Genomic DNA, 19,016 nt, shown 5'->3' with positions numbered 1-19,016 from the left:
GGGGCAGCCGATTCATCACTATATGGGCTGTTCCACCTTTGCGAATTACACGGTTCTGCCGGAAATCGCTCTGGCCAAAATTCGGGAAGACGCCCCGTTTGATAAGGTCTGTTACATTGGCTGTGGTGTGACGACCGGCATTGGGGCCGTGCTGTTTACGGCCAAGGTCGAGACGGGCTCCACGGTTGTGGTGTTCGGGCTGGGCGGCATTGGGCTGAATGTCATTCAGGGTGCTAAAATGGTCGGAGCCGATAGAATTATCGGTGTGGACATCAACCCGGAGCGGGAAGCTATTGCTCGCAAATTCGGAATGACCGATTTTGTGAACCCGAAGGATCTGGGACCGAAGGGCGATCTGGTCGGCTACCTGATTGAACTGACAGATGGCGGTGCGGATTACACCTTTGAATGTGTTGGCAACCCGACCCTGATGCGTCAGGCGCTGGAATGTGCCCATCGCGGCTGGGGTGTTTCAACTATCATTGGTGTAGCAGGGGCCGGGCAGGAAATCAGCACACGGCCGTTCCAGCTTGTCACAGGTCGCCGGTGGATTGGGTCCGCCTTTGGTGGCGCGCGCGGCCGGACGGATGTTCCAAAAATTGTTGATTGGTACATGGATCATAAGATCAATATTGATGATCTGATTACCCACAAGCTCCCGCTGGAAAAAATCAACGAGGGCTTTGATATGATGGCCCGCGGAGAAAGTATCCGCACAGTTGTAGAATATTAAGACGCGTTTCAGCCCCGGCCTGTCTGTGCCGGGGCTTTTTTATAGGGCTACTCAGGGCAGAAGGCGTAACACCGTGTCCGCCGGGCGGCAGGCAGCAGCGCCTTTTTCCGTGACCACAATCGGTCGGTTGAGGAGTGCCGGGTGGGCGGCAATTGCATCCAGAATCTGGTTGTTCGTGATACTCGGGTCTTTCAGCCCCAGTTCTTCATACAGCGTGCCTTTCTGGCGGAGCAGGTCACGCGCTGTCAGTTCGGTCTGGCTCACAAGCCCGGTCAGCTTTTCCCGGCTGAGGGGCGTTTTCAGATACAGCACAATTTCCGGCTCAATCCCGGCGTCGCGGATCAGGCCAAGCACCGTGCGGGACGTGCCGCAGGCGGGGTTGTGGTAGAGCGTGACAGTCATGAACAGCGTCCTTGCAGGAGATGAAAAGGAAAGACCGCCTCAGACGGGGAGGGGACGATTATCGGCAATCGCTTCCATCGCCATATAAGAGGTGACGGTATCGATATCGATTTTTTCTATCATTTTTCGATAAATGGCATCAAACGCATTCATGTCGCGTGCAACCACTTTCAGCATGTAATCATACTCACCGGCAATCCGATAAAAATCGACAATATTGGGAATGGAGAGGATGATCTGCCGGAAGCTTTTCAGCCACTCCTGTGAATGATGGCGCGTTTTGATGAGCACCAGCACGGTCAGATCCAGTTCCACTGCGGCACGGTCCAGCCGGAGCGTTTGTCCTTGCATGACCCCCGCTGCGCGCAGGGCTTGCAGACGCCGCCAGCACGCGTTTTGAGACATGCCAACCCGCTCCGCCAGATCTCGCTGAGACAGCGAGGCATCTTGCTGCAAGGCCCGAAGGATCGCGCGATCAAAACTATCAAGTTTATGGGTCATAACCGATCATATGATCTGATATGGCGGGATTCAATCATGAAATAGGGAAACTTTTTTGGAGGGCGTCTTTCTATGATGACGCACAGCCTTTTCCAGTCTGCGTGGTTCAAGAATATGATGACATCTTCCCCCGAAAACGTCTTTTCCCATTTTGCCAAAGCTTTGCAGGGGGACGATGTCATCTCCCGCCTCCGGGATGATCTTATTGGCGATAACCTGACCATTCCCGGTCCGTTTGGCCCCAAGACGCTTGTGTATGCGGATTACGTTGCCTCAGGTCGGGCGCTGGGTGTGATCGAGCAGGCCGTCGCCACGCAGGTGCTGCCTTACTATGCCAACAGCCATACGGAAGCCTCGTTCTGCGGGCAGGTCATGAATCGCATGCGGCATGAGGCGCGGCAGATCATTGCGCGCCTGTGCGGGGCCGAGCAGGGTTTTGCGACGATTTTCACGGGGAATGGGGCAACCGCAGGCCTGAACCGCCTTGTTCATCTGCTGGGGGTGCGGGATGCCGTGCGGGCCGGGGAGCGTCCGCTTGTGCTGATAGGCCCGTATGAACACCATTCCAATATCCTGCCCTGGCGGGAGAGCGGTGCCGAACTGATTGAAATTGCGGAAGCGGTAGAGGGCGGCCCGGATCTGGTGCAACTGGAAGCCCATCTGGCCGCAGCGGATCCGGACCGTCTGAAGATCGGTGCCTTTTCCAGTGCATCCAACGTAACTGGCATTGTGACAGATACTGATTCTGTCACACGACTTCTTAAAAAATATGGCGCAAAATCTATCTGGGATTATGCCGGCGGTGGTCCCTATCTGCCCATTGATATGAAGACCGGGACAGATGCGGAAAAAGACGCCGTTGTGCTCTCCACACATAAGTTTATTGGCGGTCCCGGTGCTTCCGGTGTGCTGATTGTTCGGGAGGCGGCTGTGGCGACACAGGAACCCACGTTGCCCGGTGGCGGCACGGTGCAGTTTGTCTCACCGTGGGGGCATGATTATTCAGAGAGTGTCACTGCGCGGGAAGAAGCTGGCACGCCGGATGTTGTCGGGAATATCCGGGCGGCACTGTGTTTTCTGGTTAAGGATGCTATTGGCGCGGCTTTTATGGCTGAGCGCAATCAGGCACTTTATCAGCGTGCGTATGCAGCATGGCATGCCAACCCGCATCTGGAAATTCTCGGTAACCCACAGGCAAAGCAGCATCTTCCTATTTTCTCATTTCGCGTGAAGGATGCTGACGGAAAACTGATTCACCATCAGCTGTTTACCCGGATGCTGTCAGATCTATATGGCATTCAGGCGCGGGGCGGCTGTGCCTGTGCCGGGCCGTATGCACATCGGCTTCTGTCTCTCGATCAGGACGACTCCATGCGGATGCATGATGCAATCCGTGCCGGGCAGGAAGTGGAAAAGCCGGGCTGGGTGCGCCTGAACTTCAGTGTGCTGATGGATGATGCCAAGGTGGCGTATATTCTGAAATCCGTGAACGAACTCGCGGAAAATGCTAGCGTTATTGGGCAGTCTTATCTGTGTGATACGGCGACCGCGCGCTTCAAATATCAGGAAACACTGGCGGCGGAATAAGTCCCGTCTGGCAGGTATGTTCATTTCACGATGAACTTTGCCGTCTTTTTTCTGTTCACTCAGTCAGGAGTGCGTGCAGAGAGTGGTCGCTGCTTGTCCATCTCTGCATCACAATCACAAAACCGGCCCCCTTCCTCATCTGTCCTGCTTCACGAGGAACTGGCGCCGAGAACTGAGTGAGCTGAAAGAGGAGCGCAGTCGTATCATGAAATTTGATCTGAAAGGCCGGAAGGCCATTGTGACAGGGTCCACAATGGGGATTGGTCTGGCAACGGCAAAAGGGCTGGCTGCTGCCGGGGCTGAGGTTGTGGTGAACGGACGCAAGCAGGACGCATGCGAGAAAGCTGTTGCAGGTCTCAAAAAAGATGTGCCCGATGCTCAGGTGACAGCCTGCGTGGCGGATCTGGGAACGGCGGAAGGGTGTCAGACGCTCGTGACTGCCCATCCTGCCTGCGATATTCTCGTGAATAATGTGGGTATTTTTTCACCTAAAGATTTTTTTGAAACACCCGACGAGACCTGGACCCAGTTTTTTGATGTGAACGTCATGTCCGGCGTGCGCCTTTCCCGTGCCTATCTGCCTGCTATGGAAAAGAAAGGCTGGGGGCGTGTCATTTTCATCTCTTCTGAATCCGCACAAAATATTCCGGAAGATATGATCCATTATGGCTTCTCCAAAACGGCGCAGCTTGCTGTCTCCCGTGGTCTGGCTAAACGCATGGCGGGCACGGGTGTAACCGTTAATGCCGTGCTGCCCGGGCCGACGTTGTCGGAAGGGGTGCAGGCCATGTTTAAAGAAAAAATGAAAGAGACCGGGAAATCTCTTGAAGAAATCAGTGAAGAATTTGTGCGCACTCAGCGCCCTTCCTCTCTGATCCGCCGTCCGGCGAGTGTTGAAGAAGTGGCAAATATGATCCTGTATGTCGCGTCGCACGAAGCCTCCGCCACAACGGGTGCAGCCCTGCGAGTTGAAGGCGGTATTCTGGAAACGATTTTCTAATATTGAAAAAATCTTTAAATTAAAATCATCTTCCCAAGGGAAGGAGACCACTGCCTGTGCAGGAATAAGAGTGGCGTATGGGTTTATGACATAATGTTCATGAACTCACACGCAACGTTTGTGCCGTTGCCTCGTTGGAAGAGTAAGGTTTTACAATGGGCGAGCACAATCAGCGCCGAAACGATACGGGTGCTGGTGTTTCGTCTTTACACAATGCGGTGTAGAGACATCCTGATGCTTTCGTCCACTTTCCTATAAAGGGGACTATCATGACAGCTTCCACCACAGATAAAATTACCTCTACCCTGACGGCTGTGGCCGATACCGTAACGGCAGCAACGACGGATAAATCCGGCCTGTCTTCTGCGCTTATCCATTATCTGGAACACAACAATAATGCCGGGCAGGAAACTGTGCGTCGGCACGCAGAGCAGCATGGCCTGAAGTCTGTTGTGTCTCACTGGGAAAACCACGCTGTTGTGGAACCTACAACGGAAGATGTTGTCCAGAAGCTTCTGCCGTCTGAGGTCATTGACCGACTGGCGGCTGAAAGCGGCCTGTCCCGCAGCGCTACGATTACAAACCTTCAGGAAGTGCTGCCGCCCGCGTGTCGCACGGACAAGGTTGATGCACAGCGTAAGGCGCGTCAGGCCTAAAAAACGACTGCCAGCAGAGGGTCCATACGGTTAGTTCTGCTGTGTGTTTGAGTGCGTTAAAAGCCATTTCGTTCCTTTACCGGAGCGGGGTGGCTTTTTTCATGATGGGAGGCGTGTTTTTAAATCAGGTGACGCAGCGTAGGAATGGCGGCAAAAAGCCCTGAGAGATCAGACGACCAGTAAGGTGGGCAACATGCTGAAAAACCTGTTCAGACGGTGGGGGCAGGGAAACCGCGCCAGTGCCATGCGTGATAGTCTGGCGGGGCTTTCTCTTGCCTGTATGAATATCCCACAGGTTCTGGGGTATGCCCGTATTGCCGGGATGCCTGCTGCTACCGGGCTTTATACGGTTTTGTTGCCGCTGGTGGCCTTTGCTGGTGTTGGTTCTTCCCGTCATCTGGTGGTGGCGGCAGATTCTGCGACCGCGGCTATTTTTTCCAGTGCTCTGGCGCGCATGGCTCCGCCGGGGAGTGCGCATTACATGGCGCTTGTCAGCATGGTGGCGTTGTTGAGCGCCGGGTTTCTGCTAGTGGCGCGGCTGTTCAGACTGGGGTTTTTGGCAGATTTTCTCTCCCGCACAGTGCTGGTTGGGTTCATGGCGGGCGTCGGCCTGCAGGTCGGCATCGCCATGATGTATGATATGCTGGGCCTGCAAGCTACAGCTCATGATCCTTTTCTCCAGCTTCTGGATTTGCTGAGGGCGCTTCCGCATCTGGTGCCTCTGAGTGCGGCAATCTCTCTTGTCATGTGCGTGTTGTTATACGCTGGACAGAAGTTTGCCCCGCATAAGCCTCTGGCGCTGGTTCTGGTGGTTGGCAGTATTGCGGCTAGTTGGGCGCTGGGGCTGGAGGCACGCGGGGTGGCGCTGGTTGGTCCACTGTCTGGTGGTTTGCCCACCCTGCGTTTTCCAGAGGTGGGGTGGAATGACATGCTCAGCCTGTTACCCGTGGCAACCTCCTGTGTGTTCGTGATTATCGCGCAAAGTGCAGCAACATCCCGCACCTACGCGTATAAATTTCAGGAAGATGTTGATGCAAACAGGGATATTCTCGGGCTAAGTGCCGCCAATGCTGTCGCCGCTCTGAGCGGCACGTTTACGGTGAATGGCAGCCCGACCCAGACCGCCATGGCCGTGCAGGCCGGGGCCAGAAGCCAGAGGGCACAGCTTGTTTTTGCCTGTGTGACACTCTTGGTTTTACTCTTCCTGACGGGGCCTCTGCGTTATCTGCCCCGGTGTGTGCTGGGGGCGATTGTTTTCAGTGTCGCGATGGGAATGATTGACCTGCGGGCCTTATGGCGCATCCGGCAGGAAAGCCCCGGAGAGTTCGGTCTGGCGCTGATTACTGCTGCCACGGTCGTTGGTGTTGGTGTGGAACAGGGAATTCTTGTGGCGATTGCACTCTCCCTGTTCCGCCATGTTCGGCATAGTTACGAGCCACACACGATGGTTTTGCAGGAGGATGCCCAGACCAAGCTTCTCGAAGCCTCCCCCGTCAAGGCTGGGGTTGAAACAGAACCGGGTCTGATTGTGTATCGATTTTGTGCCGATTTGTTCTATGCAAATTGTAATCGCTTTGCAGATGATATCCGGTTTCTGATTAAAACAGCGCCCACCCCCGTCCACTGTGTTGTGGTCGATGCCAGCGCTATTACGGATATTGATTATTCCGCCGCGAGCCTTTTGCGTAATGTTTTGCGGGAATTGCAGGACCAGTCCGTTCTGGTTGCTTTTGGCCGCGTTAATCCATTTTTGCGGGCTGATATGGACCGTCACCGGATTAGTGCTGTTCTGGGCGAGGGCAATATTTACGCCCAGCTGCATACCGCAGTCGCCGCGGCCCGCTCTCATGCCCGGTGCGAAAAGGCATGAGAGCGGCAGCTTGTGAGGCTTTTTTGTCAGAACAGGCTCAAAGAGGAGGCGTGCGCTCCGCTGGTAAGCCATGTGTGTAAAATACCATAAAAATCCAACAAGAAAACAAAATGAATCATTAAAAACTTATAAAATAAAAAGAAGTTTCTAAATGACATAAAAAACCCCACACCAGAGATCCGGCATGGGGTGGAAGAGGTTTTTTCTGCATACACGCTGTTACGGGAAGAGCTTCCGCACAACCTGATAGGCGATGACGTAAAGCAGAAGATAAAATACAGGAATAAACAGAATTATTCTTTCAAGATCCCCTAACATGATTAAACCTCACTCTCTGAAGAAGACCCGATTTTACCGTCTTGCTGCGCATCCAGAAGGATTGCGCCTGCGCCGGAAATCAGAATGATCATGATGGTGCCAATGACCCAGGCGAAGTACCACGGGCCCTGATCCCCCACAAAAACGGCAAAGAGCAGGGAGACGACCAGAACAGCAGCCAGACCGGCCAGACGTAAGAGTTGCATGGTAAAGTTCCCTTTTAGTAGCTGTGGCTATCGTTAACGATGTCCGCTGTGTGAACCTTGCCGCGCATCACGTAGTAACACCATGAGGTGTAGCAGAGGATGATGGGCACAAAGATCAGCGCGACAACCAGCATGCAGGTCAGGCCATAAGCACTGGCGGAACTGTTCCAGATGGTCAGGCTCTGGTCCGGTGCGGTGGTGGAGGGCATGAAGAACGGGAACATGGCCGCGGCGACTGTGCCAATGGTCCCGATCCATGAACCAAGTCCAATCCACCAGGCGAGAATGACCTTGTTCATGCGCGCAGCCAGTGTTCCGCCAATCATGCTGGCCAGCCCGAGCAGCGGCAGTGACCAGAGGATTGGATGGGCGGTGTAATTATGCAGCCAGCCCCCCGCAACCATAGCGACATGCTGGCCGTGCATGGGGGAGGCGGGCATAGCCGGGTCCACCGGGGCGGTGAAAACAAAACCCTGCATGCGGGCAATAAAGAAACCCCCAATAATGAACAGCACTGCGGCTGTTATGCCGCCGCGCAGGGCATAGCGACGGGCGCGTTCATAAATCGGGTTTTCTGCCCGCAGCATCAGCATGACGCCACCTTGGTAGATACTGAGCGCTACAGACATCAGGCCGCACAGAATGGCAAACGGGTTCAGCAGATATGAGAAAAAGGAGCTGTCCTGATAATACTGGCCGGTCCAGCCGAAATGGTAGCCAACACCGTGCAGGATGTTCCCGAAAGCGGCCCCATAGATGAACATGGGCAGGAAGCCGGAAATCAGAAACACCCAGTCCCAGCTGGCGCGCCAGAGATGAGAATCTGCCTTGGAGCGATATTCAAAAGCAACAGGACGCAGGATCATGCTGAACAGCAGCAGGATCATCACGACATAAAAAACGGAAAAGGACGTGGCATACAGGGTCGGGAAGGCAGCAAAGATTGCGCCGCCTCCCAGAATGAACCAGACCTGATTACCATCCCAATGCGGGCCGATGATGTTGAGGGCTGTGCGCCGCTCTCCATCATTCCGCCCCACAAAGCGGAGCAGGGTGCCAACGCCCATATCCATACCGACCATCAGCCCGAGGCCGATCAGCAACACGCACAGCAGAGCCGCCCAGATCAGTTTAAGAAGTGCATAAAGTTCCATATCAGGACCTTTCTTTTAACAGAGGCCTTAGTGGCCTGATGCGTGCTGAGTGCCGACAACAGCGCAGTGGGCAGCATAGGCATCCTCAGCGTGCGGGGCGTCGTGCGCTTCCGGGCCTAGGCGTGCGAACTTGAACATCAGATACAGTTCTGCTGCGATAAAGATGCTGTAGAGCAGCGCAAAGCCAGCCAGAGAGAACACCATGTAAGACGTGCTGTGCGTGGAGGCGGACAGGAAGGTCGGCAGCGTGTTGAACACCGTCCAGGGCTGGCGGCCTGCTTCTGCCGTAATCCATCCGAATTCCGTCGCCAGAATGGGCAGCGGGATAGACCACATGCAGGTCTTAAGGATGAGTTTGTTTCTCTCCAGCTTGTTCTTCAGGCTCAGATAAGCGGAAATGGCAAACAGCGCGAAGAAATACAGCGCCAGAAAGACCATGATGCGGAAAGACCAGAAGGTTACAAACACATTCGGAAGAATGTCAGGTTTAGTCTGCTCCACAACGCTTTGCAGGGCATCTGCCGGAATGGCCGTTACGTCTTGATTCGGGGCGTGGCGTGTCGCCAGAAAGCCAAAGCCGAGGTCCGCTTCATGCGCTTTGAACGCGTCCAGATCAGACTGCTGGTGTGTTTCCTGATACCGGCGCAGAGCGGAGACGGCGGCAATCCCGGACTCAATGCGCGGTGCCGCGGCATCTTCCAGTTCGTGCATGCCGGGAATAGGCGTATTGAAGTCATGCGTAATAAGGGGGGTGAGAACAAACGGAACACCGATTTCAAAATGGTTTTCCTGTTTGGCGTCATCCGGAAGGGCAGCCAGAATCCACGGTTCATACGGGGGTTTGCTGGTGTGCCACAGGCCTTCAATCGCGGCGATTTTGGTCGGCTGTTCCATATAGTCTTCACGGCCCAGAACATCGCCCAGCGTGATCACGGCAACGGTGGAAATAATGCCGAAAAGTGCTGCCATGCGGAAAGACCGTGCTGCAAACTGCCTGTGCTGACCACGGAGCAGGTAAAATGCGCTGACACCCATGACAAGCAGAGCCGCAGAGACATACCCGGCCACAGAGGTGTGCACGAATTTGGCCTGTGCATCCGGGCTGAAGATCAGTTTTACAAAGCTGTCAAACTGCAGACGCATGGTGTCCGGGTCAAAATGCGCGCCATGCGGCACGTTCATCCCGGCGTTTGCAATCAGGATCCACAGGGCAGACAGGTTGGAGCCGAGTGCAACCAGATACGTTATGGCCAGATGTGCCTGCTTACTCAGGCGGTCCCAGCCAAAAAACATCAGCCCCACAAAAGTGGATTCCATAAAGAAGGCCATCAGACCTTCAATGGCCAGCGGTGTGCCAAACATGTCCCCAAAGAAGCGGGAATACATGGACCAGTTGGTGCCGAATTCAAACTCCATGGTGATGCCGGTGGCAACACCGAGGGCAAAGTTGATGCCAAACAGCTTGCCCCAGAACATGGCCATGTCTTTGTAAATTTTTCTGCCGGTTACGACATAGACTGTTTCCATGGCAGCCAGCATGAAGGTCAGCCCCAGCGTGAGGGGGACAAACATGAAGTGGTAAAGCGCTGTCAGCGCGAACTGAAAGCGTGAAAGATCAACAACAGTCGGGTTGATCATGTCCATTTTAAAAATCCTTTATCATAGGCACTCTTAAGCGGGATCTGTGGGGTTATCGTCTCATGGCACCTCCTCCGCCGGGCAGATCTGGCCGCCTGCTAGCGTGAGTGTCCGGTCCATAAACGGGATCAGGGTGCGCCGATGCGTAATGCACAGGATGGTGGCATCCGGCCTTGCAGCAATCAGGCCGTGCATCAGGGCGTATTCGGTTTTCTGGTCCAGCCCTTCTGTGGGTTCATCCAGAATGAGCCAGGGGGTGTTGCGCAAAAGTGCTTGTGCAAGAACAAGCCTTTTGGCCTGACCACCTGAGAGTGCCAGGCCTTCATCCCCAATCAGCGTATCCAGCCCTTGAGGCGCATGCTGCACAAACTCTTCCAGTTGCACAGTGCGCAGGGTCTCAGCGATCTGAGCGTCATCAGCGTTCGGGGCAGCAAGACGGAGCGTGTCCCGAAGAGTGCCGTTGAACAGGTGGAAATCCTGTGCGGCGACGCTGATGGTTTTTGCGAGGTCTTCGGTTGAAAACTGACGAAGATCCTGACCACCCAAAGTGATATTACCGTTCTGGTAGGGATAGAAACGGCTCAGAAGGCTAATCAGGCTGCTTTTGCCAATGCCCGATGCCCCGACAAGCGCCACGCGTTCGCCCTGACGGATGGTGAAGCTGGCATGATCCAGAACCCAGTTCTGGGTATTCGGATACCGGAAGGAGATATCACGAACGATCAGATCCAGAGGATTATACAAAGCCGGCGCGGGGGCAGTAGGGGCGGGAACGCAGGGGCGCGCGTTACAGGCGGCGTTAAGGCGTTCCGCAGCAATGCGGGCACGGGTAAAAGCCTGACAGGCTGCGGGGAGGGGCTGCGTAACATCAAAGGCAGCCAGACAGCCGAGAGCCAGCATTGGAATTTCCGGTGCGGAGAGCGCGCCCTGATGAAAAGCCTGAACCGCCAGCATGACGACGTAAAGAGTTGTCAGCAGACCGATAAAAGTCATCAGGCTGCGTGCCCCGCTTTCCAGCGCGGCAAGATACCGCTCTGTGGCCTGTAGAGTTTTCTGACGGCTATCCAGCGTCTCAATGCGCGCTTCACTCGCACCGAGTGTCAGATACTCCCCTAAGCCAGCAAGCGTGTCTGCGAGTTCAGCCTGAAAATCACCGCGTTGTGCTGTCAGGGCGCGCAGGCGCGGCGCGGAAAGCAGGCCAACACTCATGGGCACCGGCAGCATGCAGACCAGCAGACCTAAAGCCAGAACAACGCCTGCGCCTTTCAGGAAAAGTCCGGAAATAACTGCAAAGACCAGGCCGCACAGAATGGCACGTGCAAAAGGGATAAATGTTTCTGTGTAGGACTGCCCGACACGGTCGGTATCGGACACAAAGCGGGAGAGCAGGTCACCGCCTCGTTTGTCCGTCAGTCCGGCAGGAGCCTGTGGGGCGAGTTTTGTATAAACCCAAACCCGCAGGCGGCCTGTCAGGCGCAGGCTGGCATCATGCGTGACCAGCCGTTCCAGATACCGTGTGACAATGCGCAGCGTTGCAAAGAAACGCACCCCTGTTGCGGGCAGCATCATGTTGAACGCCTGCTGTGCAGCAAGCCCGGCTGCCCCGGCGCACGCCGCCCCAGCCAGCAGCCAGCCGGACAGAAACAGCAGCCCGAAGTTGGCAAGGGCTGCCACACAGGCCAATGCCAGACCGAGGACAACAGGCCAGCGCAGAGTGCGCGAGAAAAACCCTGAGACAGTAAGAGGAGTCATGCGCAGGCCCTCTGTGATGCGGAGAAGAGTTCTCCATGTCCGTCACTGATATGCAGGCACTGGTCAGCCAGCGCGACCATGTCAGCATGGTGTGTAGCGACAAGCACAATCCGGTTTGTGGCACAGCGCCGAATGGCGCGGGCAACACGCAGAGCACTGGCCGGGTCCAGATCTGACGTTGGCTCATCCAGACACAGGATATCCGGATTGCGGAGCAGGGCCCGGGCCAGCGCCAGCCGTTTAATCTGGCCACCGGAAAGGCATGCGCCTCTCTCCCCAACAGAAGTCGCAAAACCCTGCGGCAACGCCTCGATAAATTCCAGCGCATCGGCTTGCTGAGCGGCGGCATGCAGTTCTGCATCGGTTGCGTTGGATTTGGCCAGCCGCAGGGTCTCGGCAATGCTGCCCATCGTCATAACCGGGCGTTGCGGCACCCATGCCGTGCGGCTTTGCCAGACCTCAACAGAGGTGTTTGTGGTGTCGAATGCGGTGATATGGCCGGAAGACGGCTGTAAAAAGCCCAGTATCAGGCGCAGGAAAGTGGTTTTTCCAACGCCACTTTCTCCTGTGATAACGGTCAGTGTCCCGCGAGACAGCGTGCAGGAGAGGTCCTGCAAGGCTGGCACTTTTCCGGGATAGCCTGCGGTCAGGTCGGAACAGACAAGATGCGCCAGTGGGAGGGTGTGTGCGTGAGGCACTTGCACAGACGGGCCTTCCGGTTGCGTCATGTCTGGCAGGGCGAACAGGTCAGCAAGCCGGGCTGCCGCAGCCGTTGCATTCTGGCGGGCGTGATAGCTGGCGGAAAAAGCTCGCAGCGGCATGAAATATTCTGGTGCCAGCAGCAGGACCAGAAAAGCGGACCGGAAATCAACTGTGCCAGACAGCAGCCGTGCCCCAAAAACGACCGCCACCAGTGCAATGGACAGGCTGGAGAAAAATTCCAGAACAGCAGAGGTCAGGAAAGCCACTTTCATGACGGATAGTGTGCTTGCGCGATGTGCGTCCGTAGCAGCCGCCATGCGGGTGATGCTGGCCTCTGTCTGGCCCAGCAGGCGCAGCGTGCTGAGGCCACGCAGAGAGTCCAGAAAGCTGGAGCCCAGCACAACCAGCTGCATCCATTGCCGGTCCATAATGCTCTGGGCGCTATAGCCGACCAGCGCCATGAAAACCGGAATGAGCGGGCCGGTGCAGGCCAGAATGACAAAACTCCAGCCATCCAGATGAAACACCATGGCCAGAATGAGCAGCGGCAGCACGACCATCATGGCGGCACGCGGAATGTACTGGGCAAAATAGGGTTCCAGCGCATCCACACCTTCCGTCAGGGAGGTGAGAATGCGCCCTGACGGAAGGGTCGTGCTGCCAACAGGCCCGGCACGGAAGAGATGCCGCAGGGCATCGCGCCGCACACGGGCGGCAATGCGCAGCCCGGCTTCTGTGCCCGCCATATCGGCAAGCCATTGCAGACACAGGCTTCCACCGAGGCAGGCGAGCAGCAGTAGGATGGTGTGCTGTTCTGCGGCGAAGGGTTTCCCTTTGAACGTCAGATCATCAATCACGCCGGCCAGCAGAGTGAGGTGCAACACAAACAGCACAGCCGCCATGCCACCCAGCGTGACGCTGCCAGCCAGCCAGCCTCTGGCCCGCCGGGCCATGCCAGCAGTCTGCCAGTCGTTTTGTGGTTGCGTGGAGTGCATGAAGATTTGCCTGCCTGCGAAGATCAGTCACAAAGGAATATACTTTCATAATTAACGAAAGCAAGATTAAGATATGTATGAAAGTATATGCCGTCAAGGAGAGCGTGTCGTGCGTGGTACGCGGGGCGGATAAAAATTTCTTTGATAAGTTCGGGAGTTCTCAGCGCTGGTTGGCGCCGGGCATAAAAAAGGGGCCTGTAAAAGCCCCTGCGTACTCCTCGCTTAGAGGAGTATATTTAATCTATATCGTTAAGTGTCTGGGGTTATCGGCCGGACAGGCATTGCCAGATCATGTACGTCGCGACGCAGAAAATCACGCAGGCGAAAAAGATGGTCAGCGCGCCCTTGGACTGCGCCATGGAGCGGGCTACGCGGGTGCCCACCAGGCTACCAATGGCCCCGCCCAGAATGAACAACCCGGCCAGAGACCAGTCCACATAGCCTGAGGCCATATAGCTGGCGGCCGTGCTGAACCCAAAAGCCGAGACCGCGACCAGTGACGTGCCAACCGCATTCAGGATCGGCATGCCGGTGGAGGCAATCAGGCCCGGCACAATCAGAAAGCCGCCACCAATGCCAAAAAAGCCGGAAAGCAGGCCGGTACCCGCGCCATAGCTGGCGACTTTGACGGCATTGCCGCGGTTGCAGCTGGCACCTGGGCAGCCCTCGTTCTTGCGGCCACGGAGCATGAGAATACCGACGCCAATCATGAGAATGGCAAAGCAGAGCAGGAGCTTTTTGCCATCTACGGCCTTACCAAGGCTTGCGCCAAGAAAAGCCCCCAGCACGCCGCAGGAGGCAAAAATGGCGGCGCATCGCCATTTGACCGTGTGGGCGCGGGCATGCTGCGCGAGCCCCACCAGAGCGTTGATGGCTACGGCCAGTGCACTGGTGCCAATCGCGACATGCGGGTTGGAAACGCCGACCAGATAAACCATCAGCGGCACCGCCAGAATGGAGCCGCCCCCGCCAATAAGCCCGAGGGTAAAGCCGACCAGTGAGCCGGAAAAAATTTCCAGCCCGGTCTGTAAAAGAGGATCTGACATTTTACGCTTTGTGCCTCAGGTCAAAAAAAACGGGGTGCCACGGTCTGTGTGGGTGGAGTTAGAGCTTGTTGACGGGGATTTTGATGTAGCTGACGCCGTTTTCTTCCGGTTCCGGCATATGGCCGCCACGCATGTTGATCTGCACGGACGGCATAATGAGGTTGGGGAGAGATAACGTGGAGTCGCGCTTGGTGCGCATAGTCACAAAGTCCTCTTCCGCTACGCCGTCATGCACATGGACGTTATGGGCGCGCTCGGCTCCGACTGTTGTTTCCCATGCAAATTCCGTGCGGCCCGGTGCTTTGTAGTCATGGCACAGGAACAGACGCGTCTGCTCCGGCAGGGTCAGCAGGCGGCGGATGGAGTGGAACAGCATCCGGGCATCCCCACCGGGGAAGTCTGCGCGGGCGGTGCCGTAATCGGGCATGAACAGCGTATCGCCAATAAAAGCGGCATCGCCAATCACAAACGCCATGTCAGCCGGGGTGTGGCCGGGCACATGCAGGGCGGTGGCTTTCAGGTTGCCGATCTGAAACTGGTCACCATCATGGAACAGGTGGTCAAACTGGGAGCCATCTCGTGCGAAGCGCGTCCCGGCATTGAAGATTTTGCCAAAAACCTCCTGCACCCGGATAATATCAGCCCCAATGCCCAGTTTCCCGCCAATCTGTTCCTGCAGCCAGGGGGCGGCAGAAAGATGGTCGGCATGGGCATGGGTTTCCAGCTGCCATTCAACCTTCAGCCCCTCTGCGCGCACATAGTCCACAATTTTCTGTGCGGAGTCGTAGCGCGTACGGCCGGATGCTGCGTCATAATCCAGAACGCTGTCCACCACGGCAGCGGCCTTTGTTTCCGGGTCATGCACAACATGGCTGGCCGTAAAGGTCGCTTCATCAAAGAAGGTTTTAACAACTGGCTTCTGGGCCGGGCTGCGTTCAGCATTCAGGATCTGGGCTGTCGCTGCGGCAATAGGGGCATCCGTCATGAGGTGCGTCCTTGTTAGTTTATAAATTAATTTAAAAGTGTATCTTCATTTTCATTAAATACGAAACCATCTTGCGTCAAGGATAGTAACCCGCGTAAGTAACGCAGCATGAGCGATCCTACGTTTGAAGCATGTCCCCTCTTTCAGGCTCCGCCACCCCTCAAGATTGGCGATAGGGCCCCGGATTTCGTGGCGAGGACCACGCAGGGCGACCTGACTTTAAGCAATCTGCGCGGGCATTGGGTGATTCTGTTCTCCCACCCGGCGGACTTCACGCCTGTCTGCACAAGTGAGTTCATTGCCTTTGCCAAGGCTGAGCCGCAGTTTCGGGCCATGAATTGTGCGCTGGTGGGGCTATCTATTGATAGTCTGCCGTCTCATCTGGCGTGGGTGGATGCCATCCGGGCGCAGTTTGGCGTGGTGATCCCGTTTCCGGTGGTGGAAGATCCGTCCATGGCTATTGGCCGCGCCTACGGCATGCTGGATAGCACAGCTCAGAGTAGTGCCACGGTGCGGGCTGTTTATGTGATTGACCCGGAAGGCATTGTGCGGGCCATTACATGGTACCCCATGACAGTGGGACGCTCCGTGATGGAATTGATGCGCCTGCTGGCGGCTTTGCAGCGCGTGGCGGAAGGCGACGTGCTGACCCCTGAAGGCTGGATGCCGGGGGATGATGTGGTGAGCCCCGCCGCCCAGACGCAGGATGCCGTAGCCGAGGCCGGACCGGCCTGGTTTATGGCCTTGCAGCAGGACGCAAAGGCATGAGTTCCCTCTCGTTCGACATGGCCAGACAGCTGGTGGAACGATTGAAGCTGTTTGCCCAGCCCCAGCGTCTGATGCTTCTGGATGCCTTGCTTGATGGTGCTCTGGCGGTGAGTGAGCTGGAGAGCACAACCGGCATTGGTCAGCCCACCCTGAGCCAGCAGCTTGGCACATTGCGGCGTGCCGGGATTATTGTGCCGCGCCGGGAATCCCGCACCATTTACTACAGTCTTGCCAGTGATGAGGAAGTGTTGCGCGCACGGGCTTTGATCGGCCTGCTGCGGGAGGACCGCATGGCGCTGCCGCTCTTGCAGGAAGTTTCCGAGCGCCGGGCCGCGCCACCGGCACGGGCCAAAACGCAGGAAGAAGGCGGGGCGCAGTTTGCGTTCATCCGCCCCGGTGTGTCTGCCTCCTCATCCTGATGTTTTTGGGGCTGCCATTCGGAATAGTGGCCCGGTCAGAACTGTAGAAATCACCGCCAGCACCATCAGGGATGCAAAGGCGAATTCTGAAATCATCCCCTGCTCGTGCAGAATGGTAGCGGCCACAATTTCCATCAGGCCTTTACACTGCAAAAGCGCACCGATGCTCAGCCGTTGCCTGCCGTTAAGCCCCGCAGCGGGCGGGAACAGAGAGACGGCACCGATTTTGGTGACGACTGAAAGCACTACCAGCATCAGGGATGCGATGACGGACGGCCATGTCAGTGCATCGCCATTAATATGCAGCCCGCTATGGCCGAAGAACATGGGGGCGAGCCAGATCAGCGCGAACGTGCCGACTTCTTCCACCGGCAGGCGGCGTACCCAGCTGGGAGGCATGATCGCTCCGGCAAAATATGCGCCGATCAGCTCATGCAGACCAAGCTGCATGCTGGCCCAGGAACCCGCCGCCAGATAAACCGGCACGGCCAGCCAGATAACCCATAGCGGTGGATGCTTTAAATTACGGGTGGCCCAGCTTCCGGCCAGTGCCAGTCCAACCAGCAGCGCGATGGCGACGAGTTCCAGCCCGGTCCAGCCTTTCAGGCTGGCGGAGCCTCGGGCGGCAAATTGCAGGGCAGCGAGGCCCACCCACAAGGCGGCATCATCCACGACAGCCAGTTTAAGGGCCAGATGCCCGATGGGGCGGTGAGCGGGAGAAAGCTCGCGCACCACGCCAATCAGCACAGGCAGAGCGCTGACGGCCATGCACAGCCCGACTGACATTGCCCCGATGAGCGGGGTTGTGTGCGGTGGCGTCCAGCCGCGCAGGGGCAGAAAGAAATAATAAACCAGCACAGAGCCAATCAGGAAAGGCCCCGCCAGTGCCACCAGTGCCCCGGCCAGCAAGCGGCCCAGAGACGGGGAGGGCAAGGGGTCATTCAGATCCTTTTCGGGCGTCTGCCACATTTCCAGCCCGGCGGTGAAGGCGAGAATCAGCACCGCCACCCAGCCGATGGAATTCCCGTAAAAGGAAGGAATGCCCAGTTCCTGCACGGGAGCATGGGTAACCGCGAAAAGAATACCGACAAGAATGGGGATGACGGCAATAGGAATAGCTTTGTTAATCAGGCGCCAGAATCCCCATGGCACCAGAACAAATATAAGCACGTCAGCAACAAGCGCTAAGATTTTCGGCATGCGTTGATCCTGCCTTTCTTTTTAGTTATTCACTTTATTATATGAGAAGAGGCGGAAAGTGAAACAATATTGAAAAAAGTTAATAAATCCAGATGAAGTTCTATAATTTCTGATATTACAGACGCTTATTCTGGTTTGGTATTTTCGGATATCGTTCCGGTACGCGGTTGTGCTGTATTTTATGGTTTGTATGCACGGAGTGTATTAAAAAAGACGTTATAATTTTAAAAAATATCTGACAGATTTTGCCGGGCGCTTACGGTCAGCCACCGGTTTGAACCGTAGCCATTTGGCTGCTATCGTCAGTCTGACATCAGTATTACCGAACGGTTTTTCTGTTTTTTTGAGAAATGATGCGCAGGGTTGACCTATTGTGCCAGATAAAGATTCTGAAAAGACCAGTACAGCACCAGAGCTTCTTTTGACTTGTGACGCTCCTCTTTTGCTGGAAGAGGACAAGCCAACCAGATTAGGAAAACTGAAAACCCGCGTAAAAGCTGTTGGTCAGAAGGTCGGGGCTGTTCGCCAGACTGTGGTCAACAAATATAAGCCTAAGGCAGCCTCATCCAAAGCATTCCTGAAAAAATACAAACCTTATCTTGATAAAGCGGTGCTGATGGTTGCTGTGGCGGCGGCCAGTGAAGTCCTGAATGACCGCGAGAAAATGGAAGCCGTTTATCGCTGGGTGCTGAAACTGGTGCCATCCTCCATTCGGCTTTTTCTGCCAGAAAAACTGCTCTTTAATGCCATCTGGTTTGTCAAAGATGATCTGATTAAGAAATTCTACGACTATAGAGAAAGACTGGCATCTTCGGGCGAGAGTAAAGAAGAAATACAACGCCTGACGGATGAGGTCGATCACTCCATTAAAGAAATGGATCAGGCTGAGACTGATGACCTGCCATCAGGCGGGGTGTCGACGGAACACTGAGCATGGGGTGCGCTACGGTTCAGTAAATTTCGCAATTTCGGGAAACATACCCGGAAAACAGGCTGTTGGTGTCCGCGACGGGATTCGAACCCATGGCCCCAGGATTCATCCCACTTCGGTTTTCACCGCCCCCCGGCTTTGCTCCCTTTAAAA

The 19,016-nt window shown here is 55.9% G+C and carries 18 protein-coding genes; 8 read left to right on the top strand and 10 right to left on the bottom strand.

All coding sequences use genetic code 11. The features are described 5' to 3' along the window. Positions 1 to 733, top strand: a 733-nt coding sequence (locus HK23_RS05860) for a zinc-binding dehydrogenase (RefSeq protein ID WP_086653251.1), incomplete at its 5' end; no start/stop codon positions are given. Positions 734 to 784: 51 nt separating this feature from the next. Here the strand turns inward: HK23_RS05860 and arsC are convergent. Both arsC and HK23_RS05850 read right to left on the bottom strand, forming a co-directional pair. Next, entirely contained in the window at positions 785 to 1,135 is a 351-nt protein-coding gene (gene arsC / locus HK23_RS05855; RefSeq protein WP_086653233.1) for an arsenate reductase (glutaredoxin), read from the bottom strand. A gap of 39 nt (positions 1,136 to 1,174) precedes the next feature. Continuing rightward, entirely contained in the window at positions 1,175 to 1,636 is a 462-nt protein-coding gene (locus HK23_RS05850; RefSeq protein ID WP_086653232.1) for an Lrp/AsnC family transcriptional regulator, read from the bottom strand. 117 nt (positions 1,637 to 1,753) lie between these two features. Here HK23_RS05850 and HK23_RS05845 point away from each other — a divergent pair, with 117 nt between their 5' ends. The 4 genes from HK23_RS05845 to HK23_RS05830 all read left to right on the top strand — a co-directional run bounded on the left by HK23_RS05845 (position 1,754) and on the right by HK23_RS05830 (position 6,749). Beyond that, positions 1,754 to 3,223 carry an aminotransferase class V-fold PLP-dependent enzyme gene (locus HK23_RS05845; RefSeq protein WP_086653250.1) on the top strand — a complete coding sequence of 490 codons (1,470 nt, stop codon included), beginning with the start codon at positions 1,754 to 1,756 and terminating at the stop codon, positions 3,221 to 3,223. Positions 3,224 to 3,428: 205 nt separating this feature from the next. Beyond that, positions 3,429 to 4,223 (top strand): SDR family NAD(P)-dependent oxidoreductase, encoded by a 795-nt coding sequence (locus HK23_RS05840; protein WP_086653231.1) that lies wholly within the window; start codon positions 3,429 to 3,431, stop codon positions 4,221 to 4,223. Between the two features lie 269 nt (positions 4,224 to 4,492). Further along, entirely contained in the window at positions 4,493 to 4,879 is a 387-nt protein-coding gene (locus HK23_RS05835; RefSeq protein WP_063906816.1) for a hypothetical protein, read from the top strand. A gap of 193 nt (positions 4,880 to 5,072) precedes the next feature. After that, on the top strand, positions 5,073 to 6,749 hold the full coding sequence (locus tag HK23_RS05830) for a SulP family inorganic anion transporter (protein WP_086653249.1): 1,677 nt from the start codon (positions 5,073 to 5,075) through the stop codon (positions 6,747 to 6,749). 320 nt (positions 6,750 to 7,069) lie between these two features. Here the strand turns inward: HK23_RS05830 and HK23_RS05825 are convergent, their stop codons facing one another. The 7 genes from HK23_RS05825 to HK23_RS05795 form a co-directional block, all read right to left on the bottom strand. Next, positions 7,070 to 7,273, bottom strand: a complete 204-nt coding sequence (locus HK23_RS05825; RefSeq protein ID WP_086653230.1) for a hypothetical protein — start codon at positions 7,271 to 7,273, stop codon at positions 7,070 to 7,072. 14 nt (positions 7,274 to 7,287) lie between these two features. Next, positions 7,288 to 8,427: a cytochrome d ubiquinol oxidase subunit II gene (gene cydB, locus HK23_RS05820; protein ID WP_086653229.1), complete on the bottom strand. Its 1,140-nt coding sequence runs from the start codon at positions 8,425 to 8,427 to the stop codon at positions 7,288 to 7,290. Positions 8,428 to 8,454: 27 nt separating this feature from the next. Further along, the gene (locus HK23_RS05815) at positions 8,455 to 10,071 is read right to left on the bottom strand and encodes a cytochrome ubiquinol oxidase subunit I (RefSeq protein WP_086653228.1); all 1,617 of its coding nucleotides are present in this window, start codon (positions 10,069 to 10,071) and stop codon (positions 8,455 to 8,457) included. A 54-nt stretch (positions 10,072 to 10,125) separates the two neighbouring features. After that, positions 10,126 to 11,817, bottom strand: a complete 1,692-nt coding sequence (cydC, locus tag HK23_RS05810; protein WP_179193810.1) for a thiol reductant ABC exporter subunit CydC — start codon at positions 11,815 to 11,817, stop codon at positions 10,126 to 10,128. Then, positions 11,814 to 13,514 carry a thiol reductant ABC exporter subunit CydD gene (gene cydD, locus HK23_RS05805; protein ID WP_086653227.1) on the bottom strand — a complete coding sequence of 567 codons (1,701 nt, stop codon included), beginning with the start codon at positions 13,512 to 13,514 and terminating at the stop codon, positions 11,814 to 11,816. Before cydD ends, cydC begins: the two co-directional genes overlap by 4 nt. 263 nt (positions 13,515 to 13,777) lie before the next feature. After that, positions 13,778 to 14,560 carry a sulfite exporter TauE/SafE family protein gene (locus tag HK23_RS05800; RefSeq protein WP_063906813.1) on the bottom strand — a complete coding sequence of 261 codons (783 nt, stop codon included), beginning with the start codon at positions 14,558 to 14,560 and terminating at the stop codon, positions 13,778 to 13,780. Between the two features lie 58 nt (positions 14,561 to 14,618). Continuing rightward, positions 14,619 to 15,545 (bottom strand): MBL fold metallo-hydrolase, encoded by a 927-nt coding sequence (locus HK23_RS05795; protein ID WP_086653226.1) that lies wholly within the window; start codon positions 15,543 to 15,545, stop codon positions 14,619 to 14,621. A 108-nt stretch (positions 15,546 to 15,653) separates the two neighbouring features. On the opposite strand from HK23_RS05795, the gene HK23_RS05790 reads away from it, so the two are divergent. Beyond that, entirely contained in the window at positions 15,654 to 16,313 is a 660-nt protein-coding gene (locus HK23_RS05790; RefSeq protein ID WP_086653225.1) for a peroxiredoxin, read from the top strand. Then, a complete protein-coding gene (locus HK23_RS05785; RefSeq protein WP_086653224.1) occupies positions 16,310 to 16,732 on the top strand; it encodes an ArsR/SmtB family transcription factor in 423 nt (140 codons plus the stop codon). The genes HK23_RS05790 and HK23_RS05785 overlap by 4 nt, the downstream gene beginning before the upstream one ends. Here HK23_RS05785 and HK23_RS05780 read toward each other — a convergent pair. Then, positions 16,724 to 17,932: a cation:proton antiporter gene (locus HK23_RS05780; RefSeq protein WP_086653223.1), complete on the bottom strand. Its 1,209-nt coding sequence runs from the start codon at positions 17,930 to 17,932 to the stop codon at positions 16,724 to 16,726. The genes HK23_RS05785 and HK23_RS05780 overlap by 9 nt on opposite strands. Before the next feature lie 421 nt (positions 17,933 to 18,353). Here HK23_RS05780 and HK23_RS05775 point away from each other — a divergent pair, with 421 nt between their 5' ends. Further along, a complete protein-coding gene (locus tag HK23_RS05775; RefSeq protein ID WP_179193809.1) occupies positions 18,354 to 18,863 on the top strand; it encodes a hypothetical protein in 510 nt (169 codons plus the stop codon). The last annotated feature ends 153 nt before the right edge of the window (positions 18,864 to 19,016 follow it).

The organism is Acetobacter malorum (assembly GCF_002153605.1).
GTDB lineage: Bacteria > Pseudomonadota > Alphaproteobacteria > Acetobacterales > Acetobacteraceae > Acetobacter > Acetobacter malorum_A.
The sequence above is the reverse complement of the archived record's forward strand: the minus strand, read 5'-3'. Positions and strand labels throughout refer to the sequence as shown.

What these genes read in the sequence shown, in the direction of transcription:
- cydB (WP_086653229.1), bottom strand. Translation starts at nt 8,427, where the DNA reads ATGGAACTTTATGCACTTCTTAAACTGATCTGGGCGGCTCTGCTGTGC.
- HK23_RS05830 (WP_086653249.1), top strand. Translation starts at nt 5,073, where the DNA reads ATGCTGAAAAACCTGTTCAGACGGTGGGGGCAGGGAAACCGCGCCAGT.
- cydD (WP_086653227.1), bottom strand. Translation starts at nt 13,514, where the DNA reads ATGCACTCCACGCAACCACAAAACGACTGGCAGACTGCTGGCATGGCC.
- cydC (WP_179193810.1), bottom strand. Translation starts at nt 11,817, where the DNA reads ATGACTCCTCTTACTGTCTCAGGGTTTTTCTCGCGCACTCTGCGCTGG.
- HK23_RS05800 (WP_063906813.1), bottom strand. Translation starts at nt 14,560, where the DNA reads ATGTCAGATCCTCTTTTACAGACCGGGCTGGAAATTTTTTCCGGCTCA.
- HK23_RS05815 (WP_086653228.1), bottom strand. Translation starts at nt 10,071, where the DNA reads ATGGACATGATCAACCCGACTGTTGTTGATCTTTCACGCTTTCAGTTC.
- HK23_RS05790 (WP_086653225.1), top strand. Translation starts at nt 15,654, where the DNA reads ATGAGCGATCCTACGTTTGAAGCATGTCCCCTCTTTCAGGCTCCGCCA.
- HK23_RS05850 (WP_086653232.1), bottom strand. Translation starts at nt 1,636, where the DNA reads ATGACCCATAAACTTGATAGTTTTGATCGCGCGATCCTTCGGGCCTTG.
- HK23_RS05840 (WP_086653231.1), top strand. Translation starts at nt 3,429, where the DNA reads ATGAAATTTGATCTGAAAGGCCGGAAGGCCATTGTGACAGGGTCCACA.
- HK23_RS05845 (WP_086653250.1), top strand. Translation starts at nt 1,754, where the DNA reads ATGACATCTTCCCCCGAAAACGTCTTTTCCCATTTTGCCAAAGCTTTG.
- HK23_RS05785 (WP_086653224.1), top strand. Translation starts at nt 16,310, where the DNA reads ATGAGTTCCCTCTCGTTCGACATGGCCAGACAGCTGGTGGAACGATTG.
- HK23_RS05780 (WP_086653223.1), bottom strand. Translation starts at nt 17,932, where the DNA reads ATGCCGAAAATCTTAGCGCTTGTTGCTGACGTGCTTATATTTGTTCTG.
- HK23_RS05825 (WP_086653230.1), bottom strand. Translation starts at nt 7,273, where the DNA reads ATGCAACTCTTACGTCTGGCCGGTCTGGCTGCTGTTCTGGTCGTCTCC.
- HK23_RS05835 (WP_063906816.1), top strand. Translation starts at nt 4,493, where the DNA reads ATGACAGCTTCCACCACAGATAAAATTACCTCTACCCTGACGGCTGTG.
- arsC (WP_086653233.1), bottom strand. Translation starts at nt 1,135, where the DNA reads ATGACTGTCACGCTCTACCACAACCCCGCCTGCGGCACGTCCCGCACG.
- HK23_RS05795 (WP_086653226.1), bottom strand. Translation starts at nt 15,545, where the DNA reads ATGACGGATGCCCCTATTGCCGCAGCGACAGCCCAGATCCTGAATGCT.